This window comes from Mycobacterium sp. IDUB_28, assembly GCF_055419285.1.
The window spans coordinates 50,360-68,320 of the sequence record NZ_JBVAXK010000009.1; the positions used below are offsets into that span (position 1 = coordinate 50,360).

Sequence of the window (17,961 nt, forward strand, 5' to 3'; positions counted from 1 at the left end):
TCAAACCGGTCAACCGAATTCGACGAGTGTGGTCGGAGCCCGCAAGCGGCGCAGCGCAGACAGCCGGTAAGCCAGCGGGACGACGCTCCGCAGCAGCCTGCCCCGCCCCGGGGGCGCCGGCAACTCACGCACCGAGCGGACACCGGCCACCGCGCGCAAGTCGTCGTAGTTGTCGGCAGTGAACCAGAACGGCATCGGCGGCGCCGTGTAGTACTTGCTGAGCTTGAACCCCCGCCGCCGCGAATACACGCTCAGCAACCACGGGATGCTGTCGAAAACCAGCCGGCCACCGGGAAAACGGTGGGCGCACGCCGCAATCAGGGCAAACACCGCGTCGCGGTCGAGATACTGGAACAATCCCTCGGCGGTGATCAGCACACCGTCGGTGTCGCCGACCTGATCCATCCAGGAGTGGTCGAGCGCGGACTGAGCACAGTACCGCAGCCGGTCGCAGGCGGGCAGCAGTTGCCGGCGCAACTGCACGATCGGCTCCAGGTCCACCGAGATCCAGTTCAGTTCGCCGTTGTCGAGACGCCAGAAGCTCGTTTGCAGTCCCTCTGCCAGTGCGACGACGGTGGCGCGCGGATGCGCGGCCAGGAATTGGCGTGAAACATCGTCGAATGCCACGGCGCGCAACGCAGTGGCTTGATGGGTACGGCCGAAGTTCTCGTAGTCGTAGTCGATGCTGTCCCGCAGCTCGATCGCCATCGGGTCGTCGATGATGCCGTCGGGCCGGGCGGCCTCACTCGCTCGCTGATGCAGCGTGATGAGTGCGGTCTCGGAGATCCCGTCGAGGTGACGGCCGTCGACGACTGGCATGGATCTGACTGTACTGACCTGCGCACGAGGGTCCTGCTCCAATTGAGCGCCGCGGGAACTTTCCGCCGGCCCACAACGACTACACCTCCGACACGCGCGAGAAGGAGGTGGACGCCTGACCGGCCCGATATGGATGGCGATGCCTCCGGAGGTGCATGCGGCCCTGTTGAGCGCCGGGCCGGGCCCGGGTTCGCTGCTGGCCGCCGCAGCCCAGTGGCAGGGGCTCAGCATCCAGTACAGCAATACCGCAGCCGAGTTGAGCCAGCTGCTCGCCGAGGTCCAGGACAGCTGGCAGGGCAGTAGTGCGGCCACATATGTGGCCGCACACGGCCCCTACCTCGCCTGGTTGGAGCAAGCCGCGGCCGACAGTGCGGCGTCCGCCACGCAACACGACGCAGCGGCCGCGGCCTACAGCAGCGCCCTAGCCACCATGCCCACCCTGGTGGAACTGGCCGCCAACCACACGGTGCACGGCGTGCTGCTGGCCACCAACTTCTTCGGTATCAACACCATTCCCATCGCCGTCAACGAAGCCGATTACGTCCGGATGTGGATTCAGGCTGCCGACACCATGGCGGTCTACCAGACCATCACCGAAACCGCGATGGCCGCGACCCCCACCACCGCACCGGCACCGCCCATTCGCACCAGCGGCGCGGAAGCGCTCGGCGCGCCGTGGGACGGGTTGGGCTCGATCTCCCAGTTCTTCAGCGAGCTGGCAGATTTGATGGCCGACCCGTACACCTATTTCTTGAACTTCTTCCAGCAGTTCGGGTTCAGTCCGGGGGCTACCGTCGTGCTGGCAGTCATCGCCCTGCTGTTGTACGACATCCTCTGGTACCCGTACTACGCGTCCTATGCGCTATTGCTGCTGCCCTTCTTCACCCCGGCGCTCAGTGCGCTGGGGGCCCTGAATGTGTTGGCGCAGTGGCTCAACGGGTGGCCGGCGGCCGGGTTGTCTGCTGTTCCCGCGGTGCCCAGCGTCGGCCAGCACGTCGCCGCAGACCTGCCGGCTGCTGTCGCACCGGTCGGCGCGGCCGTCGCCGGCGCTAGCGCACCGGCCAGCAGTCCGGTATCCAGTGCACCCACGTCCGCTCCGGCCGGCAGTGCACCGCCGGCCGCCGGCATCGGTTACGCCGTCGCGGCGTCGGCGCCGCCCGGGGTGAGTTCAGGGCCCAAAGCCGGTGCCAAATCCCCCGACGACATGGCCGACAGCGTCGGGGCTGCAGCGCCAACTCGACCGGCCCCCGCCACCGGGCGAATCAGTCGGCACCGACGCAGCAAGACCGGAGTACGCGGATACCGGGACGAATTCCTCACTGCCGACCTGGAAGTCGTCGCCGACGACGCTGAACCGGAATCGAGCACCAGTGGGCAGGGGGCGGGTCCGCTCGGCTTCACCGGCACGTTGCCGACGGCCGCCACCAGCCCGGCCGGACTGGTGCGACAAGCAGCCGACAACACCGGCGTCCCGTTGGTGCCCACCACGTGGCCGGACGACACCTACAGCGCGGCGGGACGCCGATAATGCCGACCACAACTCCAAGAATCCGCCAAGAATGCTTTGAGAATACGCGGAGCGCGCACTGGCAGTCTCGAGAAATCACATCGAAGCCAAGGAGGTTGGTGCACGCTGGTCCAAATTAGCGCAATACGTGTTCAGGCGCGCTGCCGGCCCCGACACGACACAGCCAAACCGAAATCAACAAAGGAAAATCGTCAATGACGCTCAACGTCAAAGGTGAGGGGCTCGGTGCGCAAGTCACCGGACTGGATCCCTCGAATCTGGACCATATCACCACCGAAGAACTCCGCAATATCGTCTACACGAACAAGCTCGTCGTTCTGAAAGATGTGCACCCGACACCGGAAGAATTCATCAACCTCGGCCGGCTGATCGGAGAAATCGTTCCCTATTACGAGCCGGTCTACCACCACAAGGACCACCACGAGATCTTTGTGTCGTCCACGGAGCAAGGCCAAGGGGTCCCGAAAACCGGCGCGTTCTGGCACATCGACTACATGTTCATGCCGGAGCCGTTCGCCTTTTCGATGGTGCTGCCGCTGACGGTGCCCGGGCACGATCGCGGAACCTATTTCATCGATCTCAACCGAGTGTGGGAGTCGCTGCCGGCCACCAAGCAGGACGCGGTCCGCGGCACACTCAGCACGCACGATCCCAGGCGCCACATCAAGATTCGTCCCAGCGACGTCTACAAGCCGATCGGCGAAGTCTGGGACGAGATCAACCGCACCACGCCGCCGATCAAGTGGCCGACGGTGATCAGGCACCCGCACACCGGCCAGGAGATTCTGTACATCTGCGCGACCGGCACCACCAAGATCGAGGACACAGAGGGGAATGTCCTCGACCCGGCGGTGCTGCAGGAACTCATGGAGGCGACGGGGCAGCTCGACGCCGAATACGAATCGCCATTCATCCACACCCAGCATTACGAAGTCGGCGACATCATTTTGTGGGACAACCGCGTGCTCATGCACCGGGCGAAACACGGTACCGCCGCGGGACATTTGACCACTCACCGTCTGACCATGTTGGACGGCCTTATCACACCAGGATATCCAGCATGACCACCATCACTTTGTCCCCGTACACCCGGACGACTGAATTCACCGACATCAGCGATACGGAACCGATCGACGAGAAATTGCTTGAGCAAGTGCTCGAGCCGTATGCCTACAAAGGGTGCCGCTATTTGATCGACGCCAGCTACAAGGCGACCGAAGATTCGGTTCTGGCGTACGGAAATTTCAGCATCAGCGACCCGGCGTACATTCGCAGCACGGGGCATTTCAACGCGGTCGAACTCATCATCTGCTTCAATCAGCTCGCATACAGCGCTTTCGCGCCGGCAGTGTTGCATGAGCAAATTCCGCCACTGCGGGGTTGGTCGATCGCGGATTTCTTGAGCCTGCAGCTGCCCAGCATGCTGATCAAGAACACCTCGTCGCGGTTCAAGCGGATGATCCACGCGCAGAAGTTCTCCGCGCGATTGCTGTGCCAGAACTTCCAGGTCATGGAACGATCGATGCGCTATCTTTCGGTTCCCTGCACCATCGAGTTCTGGGACGAGTTCGGCGGAGCCGCGACCGCGGAGGTCGAACTGGCCGCGCTCAACATCCCCTGAACCCGCTGGAAGGAAAAGCTGCACAGTCATGTCGCACTTACCACCCACCGTGCTGGAGCGCGTGGTTGCCCAAGCGCAGCAGCGGCCCGAGGCAATTGCCCTGCGCCGCTGCGACGGCGGCAGCGCGCTGCGGTATGGGGAACTCGTCAGGGAAGTAGAGCGGCTCGCCGCAGGGTTGCGAGCGCACTCGGTGACGCAGGGCTCCCGGGTGCTCGTCATCTCCGACAACGGTCCCGAGACCTATCTGTCGGTGCTGGCCTGCGCCCGGCTCGGGGCGATCGCGGTCATGGCCGACGGCAACCTGCCGCCGGCAACCATCGCGCGGTTCGCCGAGATCACCAGCCCGGAGGCGATTCTCGTCGCGCCCGCCAGCAGGATCGGATCGGCCGCCCTGCCGGCTTCGATACCGGCGATCGCCGTCGATTTCGCGGCTACGGGTCAGAGCATCGACAACGTCGACGATGCCAAGCCTGACCGGCAGGGCGCGCAGACTCCGTTGGCGATGATCTTCACCAGCGGCACGACGGGCGAGCCGAAAGCCGTCCTGCTGGCCAACCGCACCTTTTTCGCCATCCCGGACATCCTGCGGGAAACGGGGTTGAACTGGGTTACCTGGGTGGACGGCGAAACCACCTATTCACCGCTGCCGGCGACACACATCGGCGGACTGTGGTGGATCTTCACCTGCCTGATGCGCGGTGGAACCTGCATCACCGGCGGTGAGAACACGACCTCTCTGATGGAGATTCTGAACACCAACGAGGTCGCGACGACCTGCCTGGTGCCGACCCTGCTCTCGAAACTGGTTGCTGAACTGAAATCCAGTGACGGGAAGGTTCCGTCGCTGCGGCTGGTCGGATATGGCGGGTCGCGGGCGATCGCGGCTGATGTGCGCTTCATCGAAGCGACCGGAGTGCGCACCGCCCAGGTCTACGGATTGAGTGAAACAGGCTGCACCGCTTTGTGTTTGCCGACCGATGAGAATTCGATTGCCAAGATCGAGGCGGGCGCGGTGGGACGTCCCTACCCCGGTGTCGAGTTCTACCTCGCCGGCCCGGACGGCGGCGCCCCCACGGACCCGGACGCGGCACCGTCTGCCTCGTTCGGGACGCTGTGGATCAAGTCGCCGGCAAACATGTTGGGGTACTGGAACAATCCCGTCCGTACCCAGGAGGTACTGGTCGACGGCTGGGTCAACACCGGCGACCTGCTGGAGCGGCACGACGACGGCTTCTTCTATATCAAAGGCAGATCGTCGGAGATGTTCATCTCCGGCGGCGTGAACATCGCGCCGGACGAGGTGGATCGAATCGCCGAACGCGTGCCGGGTGTGCGCGAGGCCGCGTGCTACGAAATCCCGGACCCCGAATTCGGGGCACTGGTCGGTTTGGCCGTCGTCCCGTCGAAGCGTCTTGACGACGCCGAGGCCCGCAAGCTCAAGCAGGCGGTCGCGGCGCATTTCCGGGGCGAGTCCGAGTCGGCGGCGCGACCGTCGTCGATCGTGATCGTCGCGGAGATTCCGCGCACCCAGTCCGGCAAGGTCATGCGGGCCTCGCTGGCGGGAACGGTGGGGGGAGTGGGTACCGGTGGCTGAGAATCTGCGGGACACGGTCCTGGCGGCTGTCTGCGACGTGCTGTACATCGACGAGGAAGACCTGACCGACGGCGACGCCACCGATCTCCGGGACCTGGGATTGGACTCCGTCCGGTTCGTCCTGTTGATGAAACAGCTTGGGGTGGACCGGGAATCCGACATGCCGTCCCGGCTGGCGGACAATCTGTCGATCGCGGCCTGGGTGCGCGAACTGGAGTGCGCGAGTGAGTCCGTCTGAACCGGTTCCACTGAGCCGGTCGCAACAGAACCTCTACCACGGGGTGCTGCAGGACAACGACCCGGAGCTGTACCTGATCGGTAAGAAGTACCGGTTCCGCCCGCTGGATCTGTCCCGGTTTCTCAGCGCACTGGAAGCCTCGGTGCTGGAGAACCCGGTGCAGCTCTGCGTGCTTGAACCGGCTGCGACCGACCAAGATTATCCGCAACTCGTACTGCGCTTGGCATTCGACGACATCGTCCGGGTGCGCCCGGGTGCCCCGGGCCCGCCGGACGACGAGCTGGTGGGCAGTTGGTCCTCCGGCATCCTCGGTGTGCCGCTGATCCGTTACACCGTGTGGACCGATGAGGACGGCTCGGTCACCGGAATGTCGGTGAGCAGCCATCACATCGTGGTCGATGGTGGCGGAACCGGGCTGATCGAAGCTGCCCTGGCGCGCCATCTCACCGCCGTGGACATCATCGAAAAGCCCGGTGTTTCTGCGGGCTTGGCGAAACTGGTCGAGGCTCACCGGCGGGAGCGAGCCAAAGTCGAAGAGTCGTTGCAGCGGACTGCCGCCGGGGTGCAGCGCGAGCTCGCCGACGAAGCGCGGCTGGGTGCGCACGGACAGGGTGCGGGGACGGCGCCCGCGACGGCCGCCAAAGGTGTCCTACGCGAATCGGTGACGTTGTCCGGCAGCGCGTTTGACGCAATCCTCGCCCTGTCCGAGGACCAGCAGATACCGCTGAACGTGCTGGTGTCCGCGGCGGCGGTGGCAGTGGATGCCAGCATTCGGCAAAGTACCGAGTGTCTGCTGGTCCACGCCGTCGACAACCGATTCGGCGACCCGACGCTGAATGTCGCGACGTGTCTGGTCAATTCGGTCGCACATTCCGCCCGATTCTCCCCCTTCGCGTCGGTGCACGACGTGGTCCGAACCCTGGACCGAGGCTATGTCAAAGCTGTGCGGCGCCGCTGGCTTCGGGAAGAGCATTACCGCCGAATGTATCTGGCGATCAACCGCACGTCCCACATCGAGGCGCTGACGCTGAACTTCATCCGCGAGACGTGCGCGCCCGAGTTGCGGCCGTTCCTGCTGGAGGCTCCCGTAGCGACGGACATCGGCCCAGTCGAGGGCATGACGGTGGCGAGCGTGCTGGACGAGCAACAGCGCACCCTGCACTTGGCGATCTGGGACAGGGCCGATCTGCCGGAGTCGAAGACGGGCATCGCAGAACGGATCGGTGCGGCACTGGCGGCGATGCCGACCCGGTGGGAACAGCCCCTGGCCATGACGGTCGGCGAATGGCTGGTGGCCGGCCCGGACGGCGCACTGCGCCACAGTGATTCGGCCCAGATGCCGCGACCGTCGACACCGGCGTGGTTCGCAGGTGTCGACGTCCGAGACCTGCTCGACAGACGCCCAACGGTGTACCGCTGGGTGGCGTGGTTGACGCAGCACATCGGTAGACCCGGCGACGTCATGGTGTTCACCGACGACGACACCGACCAGACGATCGATCTGTTGATCGCCTGCCACCTCGCCGGTTACGCCTACAGCGTCTGCGACTCCGCGGACCAGGTCGGGCTGCGCGCCGGCGCGATCGCCGAGCACGGTGCTGGTCTGGCCGCCCATGCCCTGGACGTGTCCGATATCAGTTTTCCCGAAGTCGTAAGTGAGTCAGCGCGCGCGCGGGCTGATGAACGCATTGCACACGTGGTCCAGGACAATTCACTCGCCACGAAACCGGCATACATCATGCCGACATCGGGATCCACCGGCCAACCCAAGCTCGTCCGGGTCGACCACGGCTCGCTGGCGTTGTTCTGTGATGCCGTCACGCATGCTTACGGGTGGGGGCGGTCGGACACGGTGCTGCAATGCGCACCGTTGACGTCGGACATCAGCGTCGAGGAGATCTTCGGTGCGGTCCGCTGCGGAGCGCGGCTGGTCCGCACCACAGCGATGAAGACCGGCGATTTCCCAGCGCTCACAAGAGAATTCGTGGACCGGGCGGCGACCGTCGTCGACCTGCCGACTGCCGTCTGGCATCTGTTGTGTGAGGATCGCGACGCACTTGACGCGATGCGTGATTCAGGCCTGCGCCAAATTGTCATCGGCGGTGAAGCCGTCCGACCCGTCGCCGTCGACAAGTGGATCGATTCGGGTACAGCACAACGGATCTCGCTGGTATCGACCTATGGGCCGACCGAGACCACCGTGGTGGTGACCTATCTGCCGGATGCTGCCGACGTGCCGGGCGGTGCCCGGCTCAGGGTGGGCCGGCCGATGGTGCCGAACACCGTCGTCGTCGGGTTCGGTGAAATCGTCGTCGTCGGTGACCTGGTCTCCGCCGGTTATCTCGGGACAGCGGATCGCAGCTTCGGCACCGTGACCACCGACGACGGCACGCAACTTCGGGCGTTCGCCACCGCCGACCGGGTGACCCTGGACGGTGACGGCTTTCCGCTGTTCGCCGGCCGTAAGGACGCCGTCGTCAAAATCGCGGGCAAGCGGGTCGACATCGCGGACGTGACCAGGCGCATCTCCGAAGACCCCGCGGTCTCCGATGTCGCCGTCGAGCTGCACGACGGCAGTCTCGGGGTGTGGTTCGAAACCTTGCGAACCCGCGAGGCGGCAGAAGACGCCGCCGCGGCGGCGCGCATCCGGCTGATCCTGCTGAACGCGGGGGTCTCCTCGTTCTTCGTTGTCGGCGTGCCGACGATCCCACGCAAGCCGAACGGCAAGGTGGACAGCGACCACCTGCGCGCACTGCCACAATTCGCGGGTGCGGCGCGCGACGATGCCGAGGCCGACGACAGGGCCACCGCCCTGGCGCAGGTCTGGAGCCGGCGGCTCGGCACTGTCATTCAGGCGGACTCGTCGTTGCTCGACGAGGGCATCGGATCGTTGGACCTGATCCGGATCCTGCCGGACAGCCGGCAGTTCCTGGGCCGACAGGTCTCCATATTCGATCTGATCAGTGCCGATACCGCCGCCAACCTGGTTGCCGACACAGCCCCGGTCGGGTCCTGGATGGACGCCGACACGGCCACCGAGATCGAGCACGATCTCGCCGTGCTGACGCGACCGGTGAACCCGGTGCGCGCGGGGACCGGCTCCGGTGCGGCCCTCGTCGTACTGGGCGCATCGGGCATCCTCGGAACCGGATTCGCCGGCGCAATCCTGGACCTCAAGAAGTCCGGAGTGCACTGTCCCGACATAGTTTTGGCCGCCAGGTCGGACCTCCCCGCAGCCGGTCCCTGGGGTGCGCTGCGGACCCTGGACGGGGTACGGATACAACAACTCCCGCCGAACTTCGGTGCGGCGGAACTGGACGCGCTGTTGCGCGACAGCGATGCCGGGACCGTCATCAATTGCATCGGCAATACCAATGTGCTGGTGCCCTATCGCGAATTACGCACGGCCAACGTCGATTTGGTCTCCGCACTGATCGGGGTGTGCGCCGAGCGCAACACCAAACTGGTGCACTTGTCCACCTTCGTCGTTGACGCGGATGTCACGGCGCCGCGGGTCACCGATCCCCGCACAGCGCCGTATCCGTACGCGGCGGCCAAGTCCCTGGCGGAACTGATCGTCGCCGCCGCGCCGGAGACGCTCGACTTCACCGTTGTTCGGTTGCCCCGGGTGCTCGGCGAGGACTATCAGGTGCGCGACTCCGCCGATGTCCTGGTCTCGGTCGCCGACGCGTGTCACGCGGTGCAGGCCTACCCTTCGCTCACGCTCACCGAAGAGATCACCACCGGACGCGCCGCGGCGTCCGCGATCCTGCGACGCGTCTTGGCAGCGCCCACCGGGTTAGGGCGCGGCATCACCGTGTTGCGCGGCGAAGCGACGGATTATGCCAAGCTGCTCAACGGATTTGCGCTTGACGAACTCGACGTTGCAGCGTGGAAGTATCGGCTCGACGGCAGCGATTGGGCGAAGACGAATCCGCGCAGATGGTCGGTGGTCGACGGCTGGCTGACCCTCGGCATGACATTGGGCGGGCGGTCTTACGCCGAGCATCTGGCGGACTACCCGACCATTGCACTCGGCCTCCAATCCGTTGCCGAACTCACCGCGCCGGTGCAGTCGATCCCGGATCTGTTGGCGCACGCGTGGGCGGGGTGAGATCTCGTCGCAGCCGGAACGGATCAGTCCGTGGCAAGCACGGCGAACATGATCGCCATGCCGACAGCCGTCATCACCTGGACCGCACTGCCCAACCGCTTGCGCCAGCACCGCCTGCCGCGCCGCCGTGGCAGCTTGAGGAACCGGTATCCCCACACCAGAGCCGCGACCGAGAAGACCACGACCCACGCCCAGTTGCCGGTGCCGATCCAGTTGTGGGCCGCCTCGCTCGTGGATTCCTGGGCCTCGGCCATCTCCATGCCCGGCATCGACATGTCCGGGGCCGCGTGGGCACTCCCGGGCGTCAGGTGCCCGCCCATCACGGCGTACATCCACGCCATCGCCAGCATCTTCACCGCGTGATAACCCCGCGCGAGCCGGGACGCGATCACGCGGGCGGCGAGGACCGCCGTCATCACGAACCACACCGCCGCAGCCAGGAAAAAGACCTCAGCCGGTGTGGCGGGCAACCGGCGACCCTGCGGCCACGCCATCACTGCCATCGCGATCACCATCGTGAGGTGTAGTACGTGACTGATCGCCGACGTCCAGGACCGACGGTCCAGGACGAGCGCGAAGCCGATACCGCTGAGCAGGAAAAGGGCGGTGACAGCCCAACGCAGCGGCAGGTCCTCGATCATTCACCGAAGACTATGCGGTTGCACCGACGAACCGGCTGTATGTGCGCCCGTAAGCTGCAAGGGTGCAGACCGAGCCGAGCGCAGCGACGACGCCGCCTGCCCGGTCGCCGGTCGTGCAAAGGGCGGCATTGGCCGTCGGGTTTGCGGTTGTCGCAATCGCCCTCGCCGGCTACGGATGGATCTCCGGGCCGGGCCGCTACGCCGAAGGCCGCAACCCGTTCCCCGGCGGTTTTGTCAGCGTCGCCGAACCGGTCGGCTACTTCGTCGCGTCGATGCTGGGTGCGCTGTGCCTGGGCGCACTGATCCTGGTCGTAGTGACCTCGCGGCCGGAGGCGGACGGCCTACTCGATCCCGCTGCCTTCCGCATCCATCTTGTGGCAGAGCGTGTTTCGCTTTTCTGGCCGATCACGGCCGCGCTGATGGTGGTCATCCAGGCCGCCCACGACACCGGGGTGGATGCGGTTGCGCTGCTGGGCAGCGGGGCGCTGATGGACGCCGTCGAGCTGTCCGAGACAGCGCGGGCCTGGATCGTCGTGCTGGTCTGCGCCCTGCCGATCGCGGTGACGCTGCGGATCAGCACCCGTTGGCTCAGCCATGTGGTGCTGTTGGTTCCCGCGCTGATCGCGGTCGTCGCTACCGCGGTGACCGGTAACGCGGGGCAGGGCCCCGATCACGACTATTCGACCAGTACCGTGCTCGTCGTCGCCGCCGCGGTCTCGGTACTGACCGGGCTGACGGTGGTTGCAGCGTTGACCGGGGCAATGCCGACCCCCTTCGTGCGCGGCCTGCGGGTGATCTGCGGTGGGCTCGTCATCACCTACGGGGCGGTGCTGCTGTACCTGCTGATCCCGGGCTGGACGCTGGGCTCGACCTTTGCCCGCCTCGGACTCGTGGTGGGCGGCCTGACCGCGTTGGTGCTGCTGGCTGACTGCTGGGGATACGTCCGGCCGCAGAACTCCGCGGGCGTTGGCACGCTTGTCGCGCTGGCCATGACGGCGGCCACGGCGGCGATCGCCGCCATGGCGGTGCAGACCGGGCCGCGCCTGCTCACGCACCACTTCACCGGCTGGGACGTGTTCCTGGGTTACGAACTGTCGCGACCGCCGACCGTCCTCGGGGTGCTGACCTTCTGGCGTTTCGACGGACTGATCGGAACGGCCGGTCTGGTCTTGGCGATCGCGTATGCGGTCGGCTTCCTGCGGCTGCGGCGCAACGGCAACCCGTGGCCGGTCGGCCGGTTGATCGCCTGGCTCAGCGGTTGCGCCGCACTGGTTTTCGCCAGTAGCTCGGGACTGCGGGCCTACGGATCGGCGATGTTCAGCATGCACATGGCCGAACACATGATCCTCAACATGTTCATCCCGGTGTTGCTGGTGCTGGGCGGACCGGTGACGCTGGCGCTGCGGGTGCTGCCGGCCGCCGCAGAGGGCGAGGCGCCGGGCCCACGGGAATGGCTGACCTGGCTGTTGCACTCCAAGGTGACGAAGTTCGTCTCGCATCCGGTGGTGGCGTTCGTCCTGTTCGTCGGTTCGCCTTTCGTGGTGTACTTCACCCCGCTGTTCGACACGCTGGTCCGCTACCACTGGGGCCACGAGTTCATGGCGATCCATTTTCTGCTGGTCGGTTACCTTTTCTACTGGGCGATCATCGGCATCGATCCCGGCCCGCGGCGCCTGCCCTACCCCGGGCGTATCGGGTTGCTGTTCGCTGTCATGCCCTTTCACGCGTTCTTCGGAATCGCACTGATGACGATGGCCACGCCGATCGGCAGCACGTTCTACCGCTCGGTCAACCTGCCGTGGCTGCACGACATCGTGGCCGACCAGCATCTCGGCGGTGGAATTGCCTGGAGCCTCACGGAATTGCCGGTGATCATCGTCATCGTGGCGTTGGTGACGCAGTGGGCCCGCCAGGACCGCAAAGTAGCCTCACGCAGTGACCGGCACGCCGACAGCGACTACGCCGACGACGACCTGGAGGCCTACAACGCCATGCTGCGCGAATTGGCGCGGATGCGCCGCTGATGTCACAAGGCGGGGCTCACTCGACGACGGTGAAGTTGCCCTCGCCCGCCAACGCCGCTTGGACCTGCTCTCGGGTGAGTTCGACATTGGTCGAAACACGCACTGCGGAGGTGCCTTCGGCATTCAACTCCACGCTGACCGCATTGACGGGCCGCAGCGACGTGAGTGCGGTGGTGATGGTGGCGACGCAGCCCTGGCAGTGCAGTCCGGCTACCGAAAATACTTGTTCAGCCATGGTTTACCTCATATCTGTGTCCAAAGTTACGCAGCCGCAGGCTATTCGACACCACGAAGAAGGACGAGAACGCCATTGCGGCACCGGCGATCAGCGGATTGAGCAGTCCGGCGGCGGCCACCGGGATCGCGGCGACGTTGTAGCCGAACGCCCAGACCATGTTCATCCGGATCGTGCGCATGGTGGCGCGCGCCAGATCCAGCGACTGCGGCACGATGTCGAGATCGTCGCGAACCAGGATGATGTCGGCAGCGCCGATAGCGACGTCGGTGCCCCGCCCGATCGCCAATCCCAAATCGGCGCAAGCCAAGGCGGGGCCGTCGTTGATCCCGTCGCCGACCATCGCGACGGTCCTGCCCTGCTCGCGCAGTCCTTGGATCACATCGACTTTGCCCTGCGGCAGCACGTCGGCGACGACTGTGTCGATGCCCACCTGAGCGGCGATCGAGTCGGCCGCCGCCTTGTTGTCGCCGGTGAGCAGCACCGTCTGCAGCCCGCGCTGGTGCAGTGCGGCGATCGCGTCGGCCGCTGAGTCCTTGACGGTGTCGGCGATCGCGATCGCCGCGCGCGCCGTGCCGTCCACCGCGACGAACACCACTGTCTCGCCGCGTGTTTCACCGTCGGCGCGGGCGGACTCCAGCAGGGCGGCTCCCGGCGCTGTGCGGGTGACCCACGTCGGCTTGCCCACCTCGACATGGCGGCCGTCCACGACCCCCGATACCCCACAACCCGCTACCACGACGAAATCGTTGACGGGCAACGGGTCTGGAGAGGCGGCCACGATCGCGGCGGCGACCGCATGCTCGGACGCCGCTTCCACGGCCGCGGCCAGCGACAGGACTTCATCGCGGTCGTGCCCGTCGGCGGTCGTCACCGAACTGACCGTGAGTTGCCCGACCGTCAAGGTGCCCGTCTTGTCGAACACCACCGTGTCGACGCTGCGGACGGTCTCCAGCGCCCGGTAACCCTTGATGAAGATCCCGAGTTGCGCGCCGCGCCCCGAGGCCACCATCATCGCCGTCGGCGTCGCGAGTCCCAGCGCGCAGGGACACGCGATCACCAGCACGCCGAGCGTCACCGAAAAGGCGCGATCGGCACCGGCGCCGGCCACCAACCACCCGGCCCCGGCGACCAGCGCGATGGCGAACACCACCGGAACGAACACGGCCGAAATGCGGTCGGCAAGGCGTTGCGCCCGAGCCTTCTGCGCCTGCGCCTCTTCGACGAGGCGGACCATCGCGGCGAACTGGGTGTCGGCACCGACGGCGGTCGCCTCGACGATCAGGCGCCCGTCGAGCACGACGGTGCCGCCCACCACGTCGGACCGCGGAGAGGCGCGGACGGGTTCGGCTTCGCCGGTCATGGCGCTGGTGTCGACGGCTGCGGTGCCTTCGACGACGACGCCGTCGGCGGCGATGGTCTCACCGGGTCGGACGACGAAACGCTGGCGCTTCTTGAGTTCGCCGGCGGGAATCACCAACTCGGCGCCGTCGGGCAGCAGGACCGTCACGTTCTTGGCGCCCAAGGCTGCCAGGGCACGCAGCGCGCCGCCGGCCTTCGATTTGGCGCGGGCTTCGAAGTATCGGCCCGCCAGCACGAACACCGTGACGCCCGCGGCGACCTCCAGGTAGATCGCGTCGCTGTGCAGGATCGCCTGCCATATACCGTGCGTGTCCCGGGGCGGGGTGGGACGGAAGACCGTCGCGAACGACCAGACCGTGGCGGCGGCGATACCGACCGAGATGAGGGTCTCCATGGACGCCGTCCGGTGGCGGGCGTTGCGCAGCGCGACCGAGTGGAACGGCCACGCGGCCCACGTGACGATCGGCGTCGCCAGCGCCACCAGCACGAATCCCCAGCCGGGGAACCTGGCGCCGGGCACGATGGCGAACATGCTGGACAGGTCGGCCAGCGGAACGAAGAGCACGGCGGCGATCAGCAGTCGCCGCAGCAGGCTGCGGGCGTGGGCGGCGTCGGGGTCGGGGCCGTCCTGGTGGCGGGCTGTCGTCTCGTCGTGCGGTGCGGCTTGGTAGCCGGCCCTCGCCACGGCCTCGCACAGCTCGGCGACCGGGACCTCGACGGCGTCGATGGTGGCGACCCGGGTGGCGAAGTTCACCGATGCGCGCACGCCGGCCATCTTGTTGAGCTTGGCCTCCACCCGCGCTGCGCACGCCGCACACGACATGCCGGAGACGTCGAGCTGGACCCGCTGCGCCAGGTCGGAGCCCTGCACAACAGGAGTCACCACGCCAGGGTACAAGCGGGTCAGGGCGTGTCGGCCACCTGCGCACGGGTCAGTACAGCGGCTACCGGCTGATGATCGGCACCAGGTAACGCGCCGCATATTCGCGCACCGCCGCGGGATCCTCGGTGTCGAGGCGGTCGGTGGGGAACACGATGATCCCGACGGCGACCCGCAACAGAATGTCGGCGATGTTGGCCAGGTCGGCGTCAGGCATCTCAGCGCCACATCGGCGCAGCGTGAGCGCGATCCCGTCGGCGAACTGGTTGATCGGGAAGGCCTGCGATCGGGAGAACATGCCCAACAGCTCGGGCTCACTTTCCACGATGCGCGAATACAGGGGTGAGTCCCGGATGAGGCGCACCCCCAGGCCGAAAGCCTCGATCACCGCCTCCTGGGGGTTGCGACCGGTAGTGGCCTGGTCCAGCGTGGTGAAGAATGACTTGCCCTCGCGCCGCACCACGGCTTCGAACAGGTCGTCTTTGCTGGGGAATCGCCGGTAGATGGTGCTCCGGCTGACACCGGCCCGGGCTGCGATGTCTTCGATGTTGGCGCGGCGAACCCCGTAGGTTTCGAACACCGCCCGAGCGGTGTCCAGGATGTTGCGGTCGAGGTCGGTCTCTGTGGACTTGGCAGGCATGGCTGCGCCTCCTCCCTTCCGCACCGGGTTGGCTGTGGCGGTCACCACAGCAGTCGACCTACGCCGCTGTCCTGGGGTACCTTTGAAACAAAGGTACAGTTTTGTGTCTGTGCTTCACAACTGGACTGGGGGGTCCTGATGACTGCTGAACTCGGGTTTGGCTTCGATACCGGCGTGCGCGAAGCGACGCCCATGGTGATCGACGACGTCGACGACACCGCGGTGCTCGGTCCGGACTCGCTGATCTGGAAGTTCTACGGAGACCACCGCACCCAACTCTTCGGATTCCAGCGGGTCGCCGGTACCGAGAATTGCATCGAGCAACTCGGCCAGGGTGTGCTGGACCATTCGGTGATCTTCAGCGACACCCTGGGCCGGGCGAAACGCACCGCGCCGCCGTTGATGAAAACCGTCTATTCTGAGGATCCACACGCGTGGGGCCGCACCGTGCGGGACTTCCACAAGCCGATCAAGGGCACCATCAGCGACGGCTCCCGGTATCACGCGCTCAATCCGGAGTTGTTCTATTGGGCGCACGCCACGTTCGTCGACCAGGTGCTCTACAACACCGACACTTTCATCCGGCGATTGTCGCGCGCCGAGAAGGAACAGATCTTCGAGGAAAGCAAGGTCTGGTTCAGCCTCTACGGTGTCAGTGACCGGGGCCAACCGCAGACCTATGACGAGTTCGTCGCCTACTGGGACGGCATGCTCGAGCGATTCGTGCCGCACAAGACGGTGCTGTACGGCACCGGTTACATCCGCAAAGGGATCCCGGGACCGCGCCGGATTCCGCGGCCGATCTGGAAGGTGCTGTCCGCGCCGCTGAACGCCTATACCCGGCTGATCGTCGCCGGAACCTGCCCGCCGCAAATGCGCGAAGTTTGTCAGCTGGACTGGAACGCCAAGAAGGAAAAGCGATTTCAGCGGTTCGCCGCCGTGATGCGAGCGCTCAATCCGCTGTTCAACCGATTACCGCTGCGCGTGGTCTATGCGTCCTGGGCGGCGGACGCGTGGGAGCGGGTGGGGATCGACCCCCGCAAGATCAATAACCGCTGAATCCCTGGTGGCGGGTCGCCCCGGAACGCGACAGCTGCCACTCTGATGTTTCAGAGTGGTTTGCGTGGCCGACTTTTCGTTGTTGGACGTACCGAGGCGGGAACCGGTGCCGGACCCCGACGCATATCTGCGTGCCGCCATCGCCTGGCACTTCGGCGAGGAGACCGGCAGCCGGTTCTGGTTGCGCACTCGTGAGAGCTGGATTTCGATCCGCTGACCAGCCAGGCGTCGTGCGGGACTGGATCGAGGACTTGAATTTCCGTGGTGACCATGGGTCACAATGGGAGGGCACAGGTCGAACGCAACCGGGAGACGCAGCCATGAATCTGGTACAGGCGGCTCTGCAGACGGGCGTCGACCGCCTTGCCAATCCGGCGCGCACATCGGATCCCGACAAGTTGCGCAACGTGGTGGCCGGCCTGACCGTGCTGGTGACCGGTGCTTCATACGGCATCGGCGAAGCCACTGCCCGCAAACTGGCCGCGGCCGGAGCGACGGTGTTGATCGTGGCCCGGTCCGCGGAGCGACTCGACGACCTCGCCGCCGCGATCAACGCCGGGGGCGGACGGGCGGTCGCCTACCCGACTGATCTCAGTGACGAGACCGCCGTCAGCGTGCTGACCAAGCAGATCAACGAGACTCACGGACCACTGGACATCGTGGTGAGCAACGCGGGCAAGTCGCTGCGCAGGTCGCTGCAGGACCAGTACGACCGGCCGCACGACTTTCAACGCACGATCGACATCAACTACCTCGGGCCGATCTGGCTGCTGCTGGGACTGCTGCCGGCGATGCGCGAGGCGGGCGGCGGGCACGTCGTCAACGTCTCCAGTGTCGGCGTACGGGTGGTTCCCGGACCACACTGGGGCGCCTACCAGGCGTCCAAGGGAGCCTTCGACCGCTGGCTGCGCAGCGTGGCGCCCGAACTGGACGGTGACGGCGTCCGCGTGTCGACGATCTACTTCGCGCTGGTGCGCACCCGGATGATCGAGCCCACTCCGCTGCTGGGCCGGCTCCCGGCGCTGACTCCTGATGAGGCGGCCGATGCAATCGCAAAGGCCATCATCGAACGGCCCCGCACCAGCGAACCACCGTGGGTGTGGCCCGCCGAACTCGCCTCGGTACTGCTGGCCGGGCCGGCCGAAACTGCGGCCCGATTGTGGCACCGCCGGTTTACTGCACAGCCCCGTCCCGGGCTAGCGTGAC

General features: G+C 66.1%; 14 protein-coding genes and 1 pseudogene. 10 read left to right on the forward strand and 5 right to left on the reverse strand.

The window, feature by feature from the left end:
- Positions 1-9: 9 nt before the first annotated feature.
- Entirely contained in the window at positions 10-819 is an 810-nt protein-coding gene (locus ACZYZ9_RS19145) for a class I SAM-dependent methyltransferase (RefSeq protein ID WP_463827850.1), read from the reverse strand.
- A gap of 133 nt (positions 820-952) precedes the next feature.
- Between ACZYZ9_RS19145 and ACZYZ9_RS19150 the strand changes: the two genes are divergently transcribed.
- The 6 genes from ACZYZ9_RS19150 (at position 953) to ACZYZ9_RS19175 (ending at position 9,914) form a co-directional block, all read left to right on the forward strand.
- Positions 953-2,347, forward strand: coding sequence for a PPE domain-containing protein (locus tag ACZYZ9_RS19150; protein ID WP_463827851.1), 1,395 nt, complete (start codon positions 953-955; stop codon positions 2,345-2,347).
- Between the two features lie 194 nt (positions 2,348-2,541).
- Entirely contained in the window at positions 2,542-3,411 is an 870-nt protein-coding gene (scoE, locus tag ACZYZ9_RS19155) for a (3R)-3-[(carboxymethyl)amino]fatty acid oxygenase/decarboxylase (RefSeq protein ID WP_463827852.1), read from the forward strand.
- Positions 3,408-3,968: an FcoT family thioesterase gene (locus ACZYZ9_RS19160; protein ID WP_463827853.1), complete on the forward strand. Its 561-nt coding sequence runs from the start codon at positions 3,408-3,410 to the stop codon at positions 3,966-3,968. The genes scoE and ACZYZ9_RS19160 overlap by 4 nt, the downstream gene beginning before the upstream one ends.
- A gap of 28 nt (positions 3,969-3,996) precedes the next feature.
- On the forward strand, positions 3,997-5,562 hold the full coding sequence (gene fadD10 / locus ACZYZ9_RS19165; RefSeq protein WP_463827854.1) for a fatty acid--CoA ligase FadD10: 1,566 nt from the start codon (positions 3,997-3,999) through the stop codon (positions 5,560-5,562).
- A gap of 4 nt (positions 5,563-5,566) precedes the next feature.
- The gene (locus ACZYZ9_RS19170; protein WP_463828016.1) at positions 5,567-5,800 is read left to right on the forward strand and encodes an acyl carrier protein; all 234 of its coding nucleotides are present in this window, start codon (positions 5,567-5,569) and stop codon (positions 5,798-5,800) included.
- Complete coding sequence (locus ACZYZ9_RS19175; protein WP_463827855.1) at positions 5,787-9,914, forward strand: AMP-binding protein; 4,128 nt, start codon at positions 5,787-5,789, stop codon at positions 9,912-9,914. Before ACZYZ9_RS19170 ends, ACZYZ9_RS19175 begins: the two co-directional genes overlap by 14 nt.
- A 23-nt stretch (positions 9,915-9,937) precedes the next feature.
- On the opposite strand, the gene ACZYZ9_RS19180 is transcribed toward ACZYZ9_RS19175, so the two are convergent.
- The gene (locus ACZYZ9_RS19180) at positions 9,938-10,555 is read right to left on the reverse strand and encodes a DUF5134 domain-containing protein (RefSeq protein ID WP_463827856.1); all 618 of its coding nucleotides are present in this window, start codon (positions 10,553-10,555) and stop codon (positions 9,938-9,940) included.
- A 62-nt stretch (positions 10,556-10,617) separates the two neighbouring features.
- On the opposite strand from ACZYZ9_RS19180, the gene ACZYZ9_RS19185 reads away from it, so the two are divergent.
- Positions 10,618-12,579, forward strand: coding sequence for a cytochrome c oxidase assembly protein (locus tag ACZYZ9_RS19185; protein ID WP_463827857.1), 1,962 nt, complete (start codon positions 10,618-10,620; stop codon positions 12,577-12,579).
- Between the two features lie 16 nt (positions 12,580-12,595).
- Here ACZYZ9_RS19185 and ACZYZ9_RS19190 read toward each other — a convergent pair whose 3' ends face one another.
- From ACZYZ9_RS19190 to ACZYZ9_RS19200, 3 genes are read right to left on the reverse strand one after another with little or no spacing between them, the layout of a single operon-like run.
- Positions 12,596-12,814 (reverse strand): heavy-metal-associated domain-containing protein, encoded by a 219-nt coding sequence (locus ACZYZ9_RS19190; protein WP_463827858.1) that lies wholly within the window; start codon positions 12,812-12,814, stop codon positions 12,596-12,598.
- On the reverse strand, positions 12,807-15,062 hold the full coding sequence (locus tag ACZYZ9_RS19195; protein ID WP_463827859.1) for a heavy metal translocating P-type ATPase: 2,256 nt from the start codon (positions 15,060-15,062) through the stop codon (positions 12,807-12,809). The genes ACZYZ9_RS19190 and ACZYZ9_RS19195 overlap by 8 nt, the downstream gene beginning before the upstream one ends.
- 58 nt (positions 15,063-15,120) lie before the next feature.
- A complete protein-coding gene (locus ACZYZ9_RS19200; protein ID WP_463827860.1) occupies positions 15,121-15,696 on the reverse strand; it encodes a TetR/AcrR family transcriptional regulator in 576 nt (191 codons plus the stop codon).
- 138 nt (positions 15,697-15,834) lie between these two features.
- On the opposite strand from ACZYZ9_RS19200, the gene ACZYZ9_RS19205 reads away from it, so the two are divergent.
- The 3 genes and pseudogenes from ACZYZ9_RS19205 (at position 15,835) to ACZYZ9_RS19215 (ending at position 17,960) form a co-directional block, all read left to right on the forward strand.
- Entirely contained in the window at positions 15,835-16,755 is a 921-nt protein-coding gene (locus ACZYZ9_RS19205; RefSeq protein ID WP_463827861.1) for an oxygenase MpaB family protein, read from the forward strand.
- Between the two features lie 64 nt (positions 16,756-16,819).
- Positions 16,820-16,974: pseudogene (locus tag ACZYZ9_RS19210) on the forward strand (phenazine antibiotic biosynthesis protein); the annotation flags it as partial.
- Positions 16,975-17,075: 101 nt separating this feature from the next.
- On the forward strand, positions 17,076-17,960 hold the full coding sequence (locus tag ACZYZ9_RS19215) for an SDR family NAD(P)-dependent oxidoreductase (RefSeq protein ID WP_463827862.1): 885 nt from the start codon (positions 17,076-17,078) through the stop codon (positions 17,958-17,960).
- The last annotated feature ends 1 nt before the right edge of the window (position 17,961 follow it).

Coding starts and splice junctions, on each gene's coding strand:
- ACZYZ9_RS19150 (WP_463827851.1), top strand. CDS start 953: ATGGCGATGCCTCCGGAGGTGCATGCGGCCCTGTTGAGCGCCGGGCCG.
- ACZYZ9_RS19215 (WP_463827862.1), top strand. CDS start 17,076: ATGAATCTGGTACAGGCGGCTCTGCAGACGGGCGTCGACCGCCTTGCC.
- ACZYZ9_RS19190 (WP_463827858.1), bottom strand. CDS start 12,814: ATGGCTGAACAAGTATTTTCGGTAGCCGGACTGCACTGCCAGGGCTGC.
- ACZYZ9_RS19180 (WP_463827856.1), bottom strand. CDS start 10,555: ATGATCGAGGACCTGCCGCTGCGTTGGGCTGTCACCGCCCTTTTCCTG.
- ACZYZ9_RS19200 (WP_463827860.1), bottom strand. CDS start 15,696: ATGCCTGCCAAGTCCACAGAGACCGACCTCGACCGCAACATCCTGGAC.
- ACZYZ9_RS19205 (WP_463827861.1), top strand. CDS start 15,835: ATGACTGCTGAACTCGGGTTTGGCTTCGATACCGGCGTGCGCGAAGCG.
- fadD10 (WP_463827854.1), top strand. CDS start 3,997: ATGTCGCACTTACCACCCACCGTGCTGGAGCGCGTGGTTGCCCAAGCG.
- ACZYZ9_RS19160 (WP_463827853.1), top strand. CDS start 3,408: ATGACCACCATCACTTTGTCCCCGTACACCCGGACGACTGAATTCACC.
- ACZYZ9_RS19145 (WP_463827850.1), bottom strand. CDS start 819: ATGCCAGTCGTCGACGGCCGTCACCTCGACGGGATCTCCGAGACCGCA.
- scoE (WP_463827852.1), top strand. CDS start 2,542: ATGACGCTCAACGTCAAAGGTGAGGGGCTCGGTGCGCAAGTCACCGGA.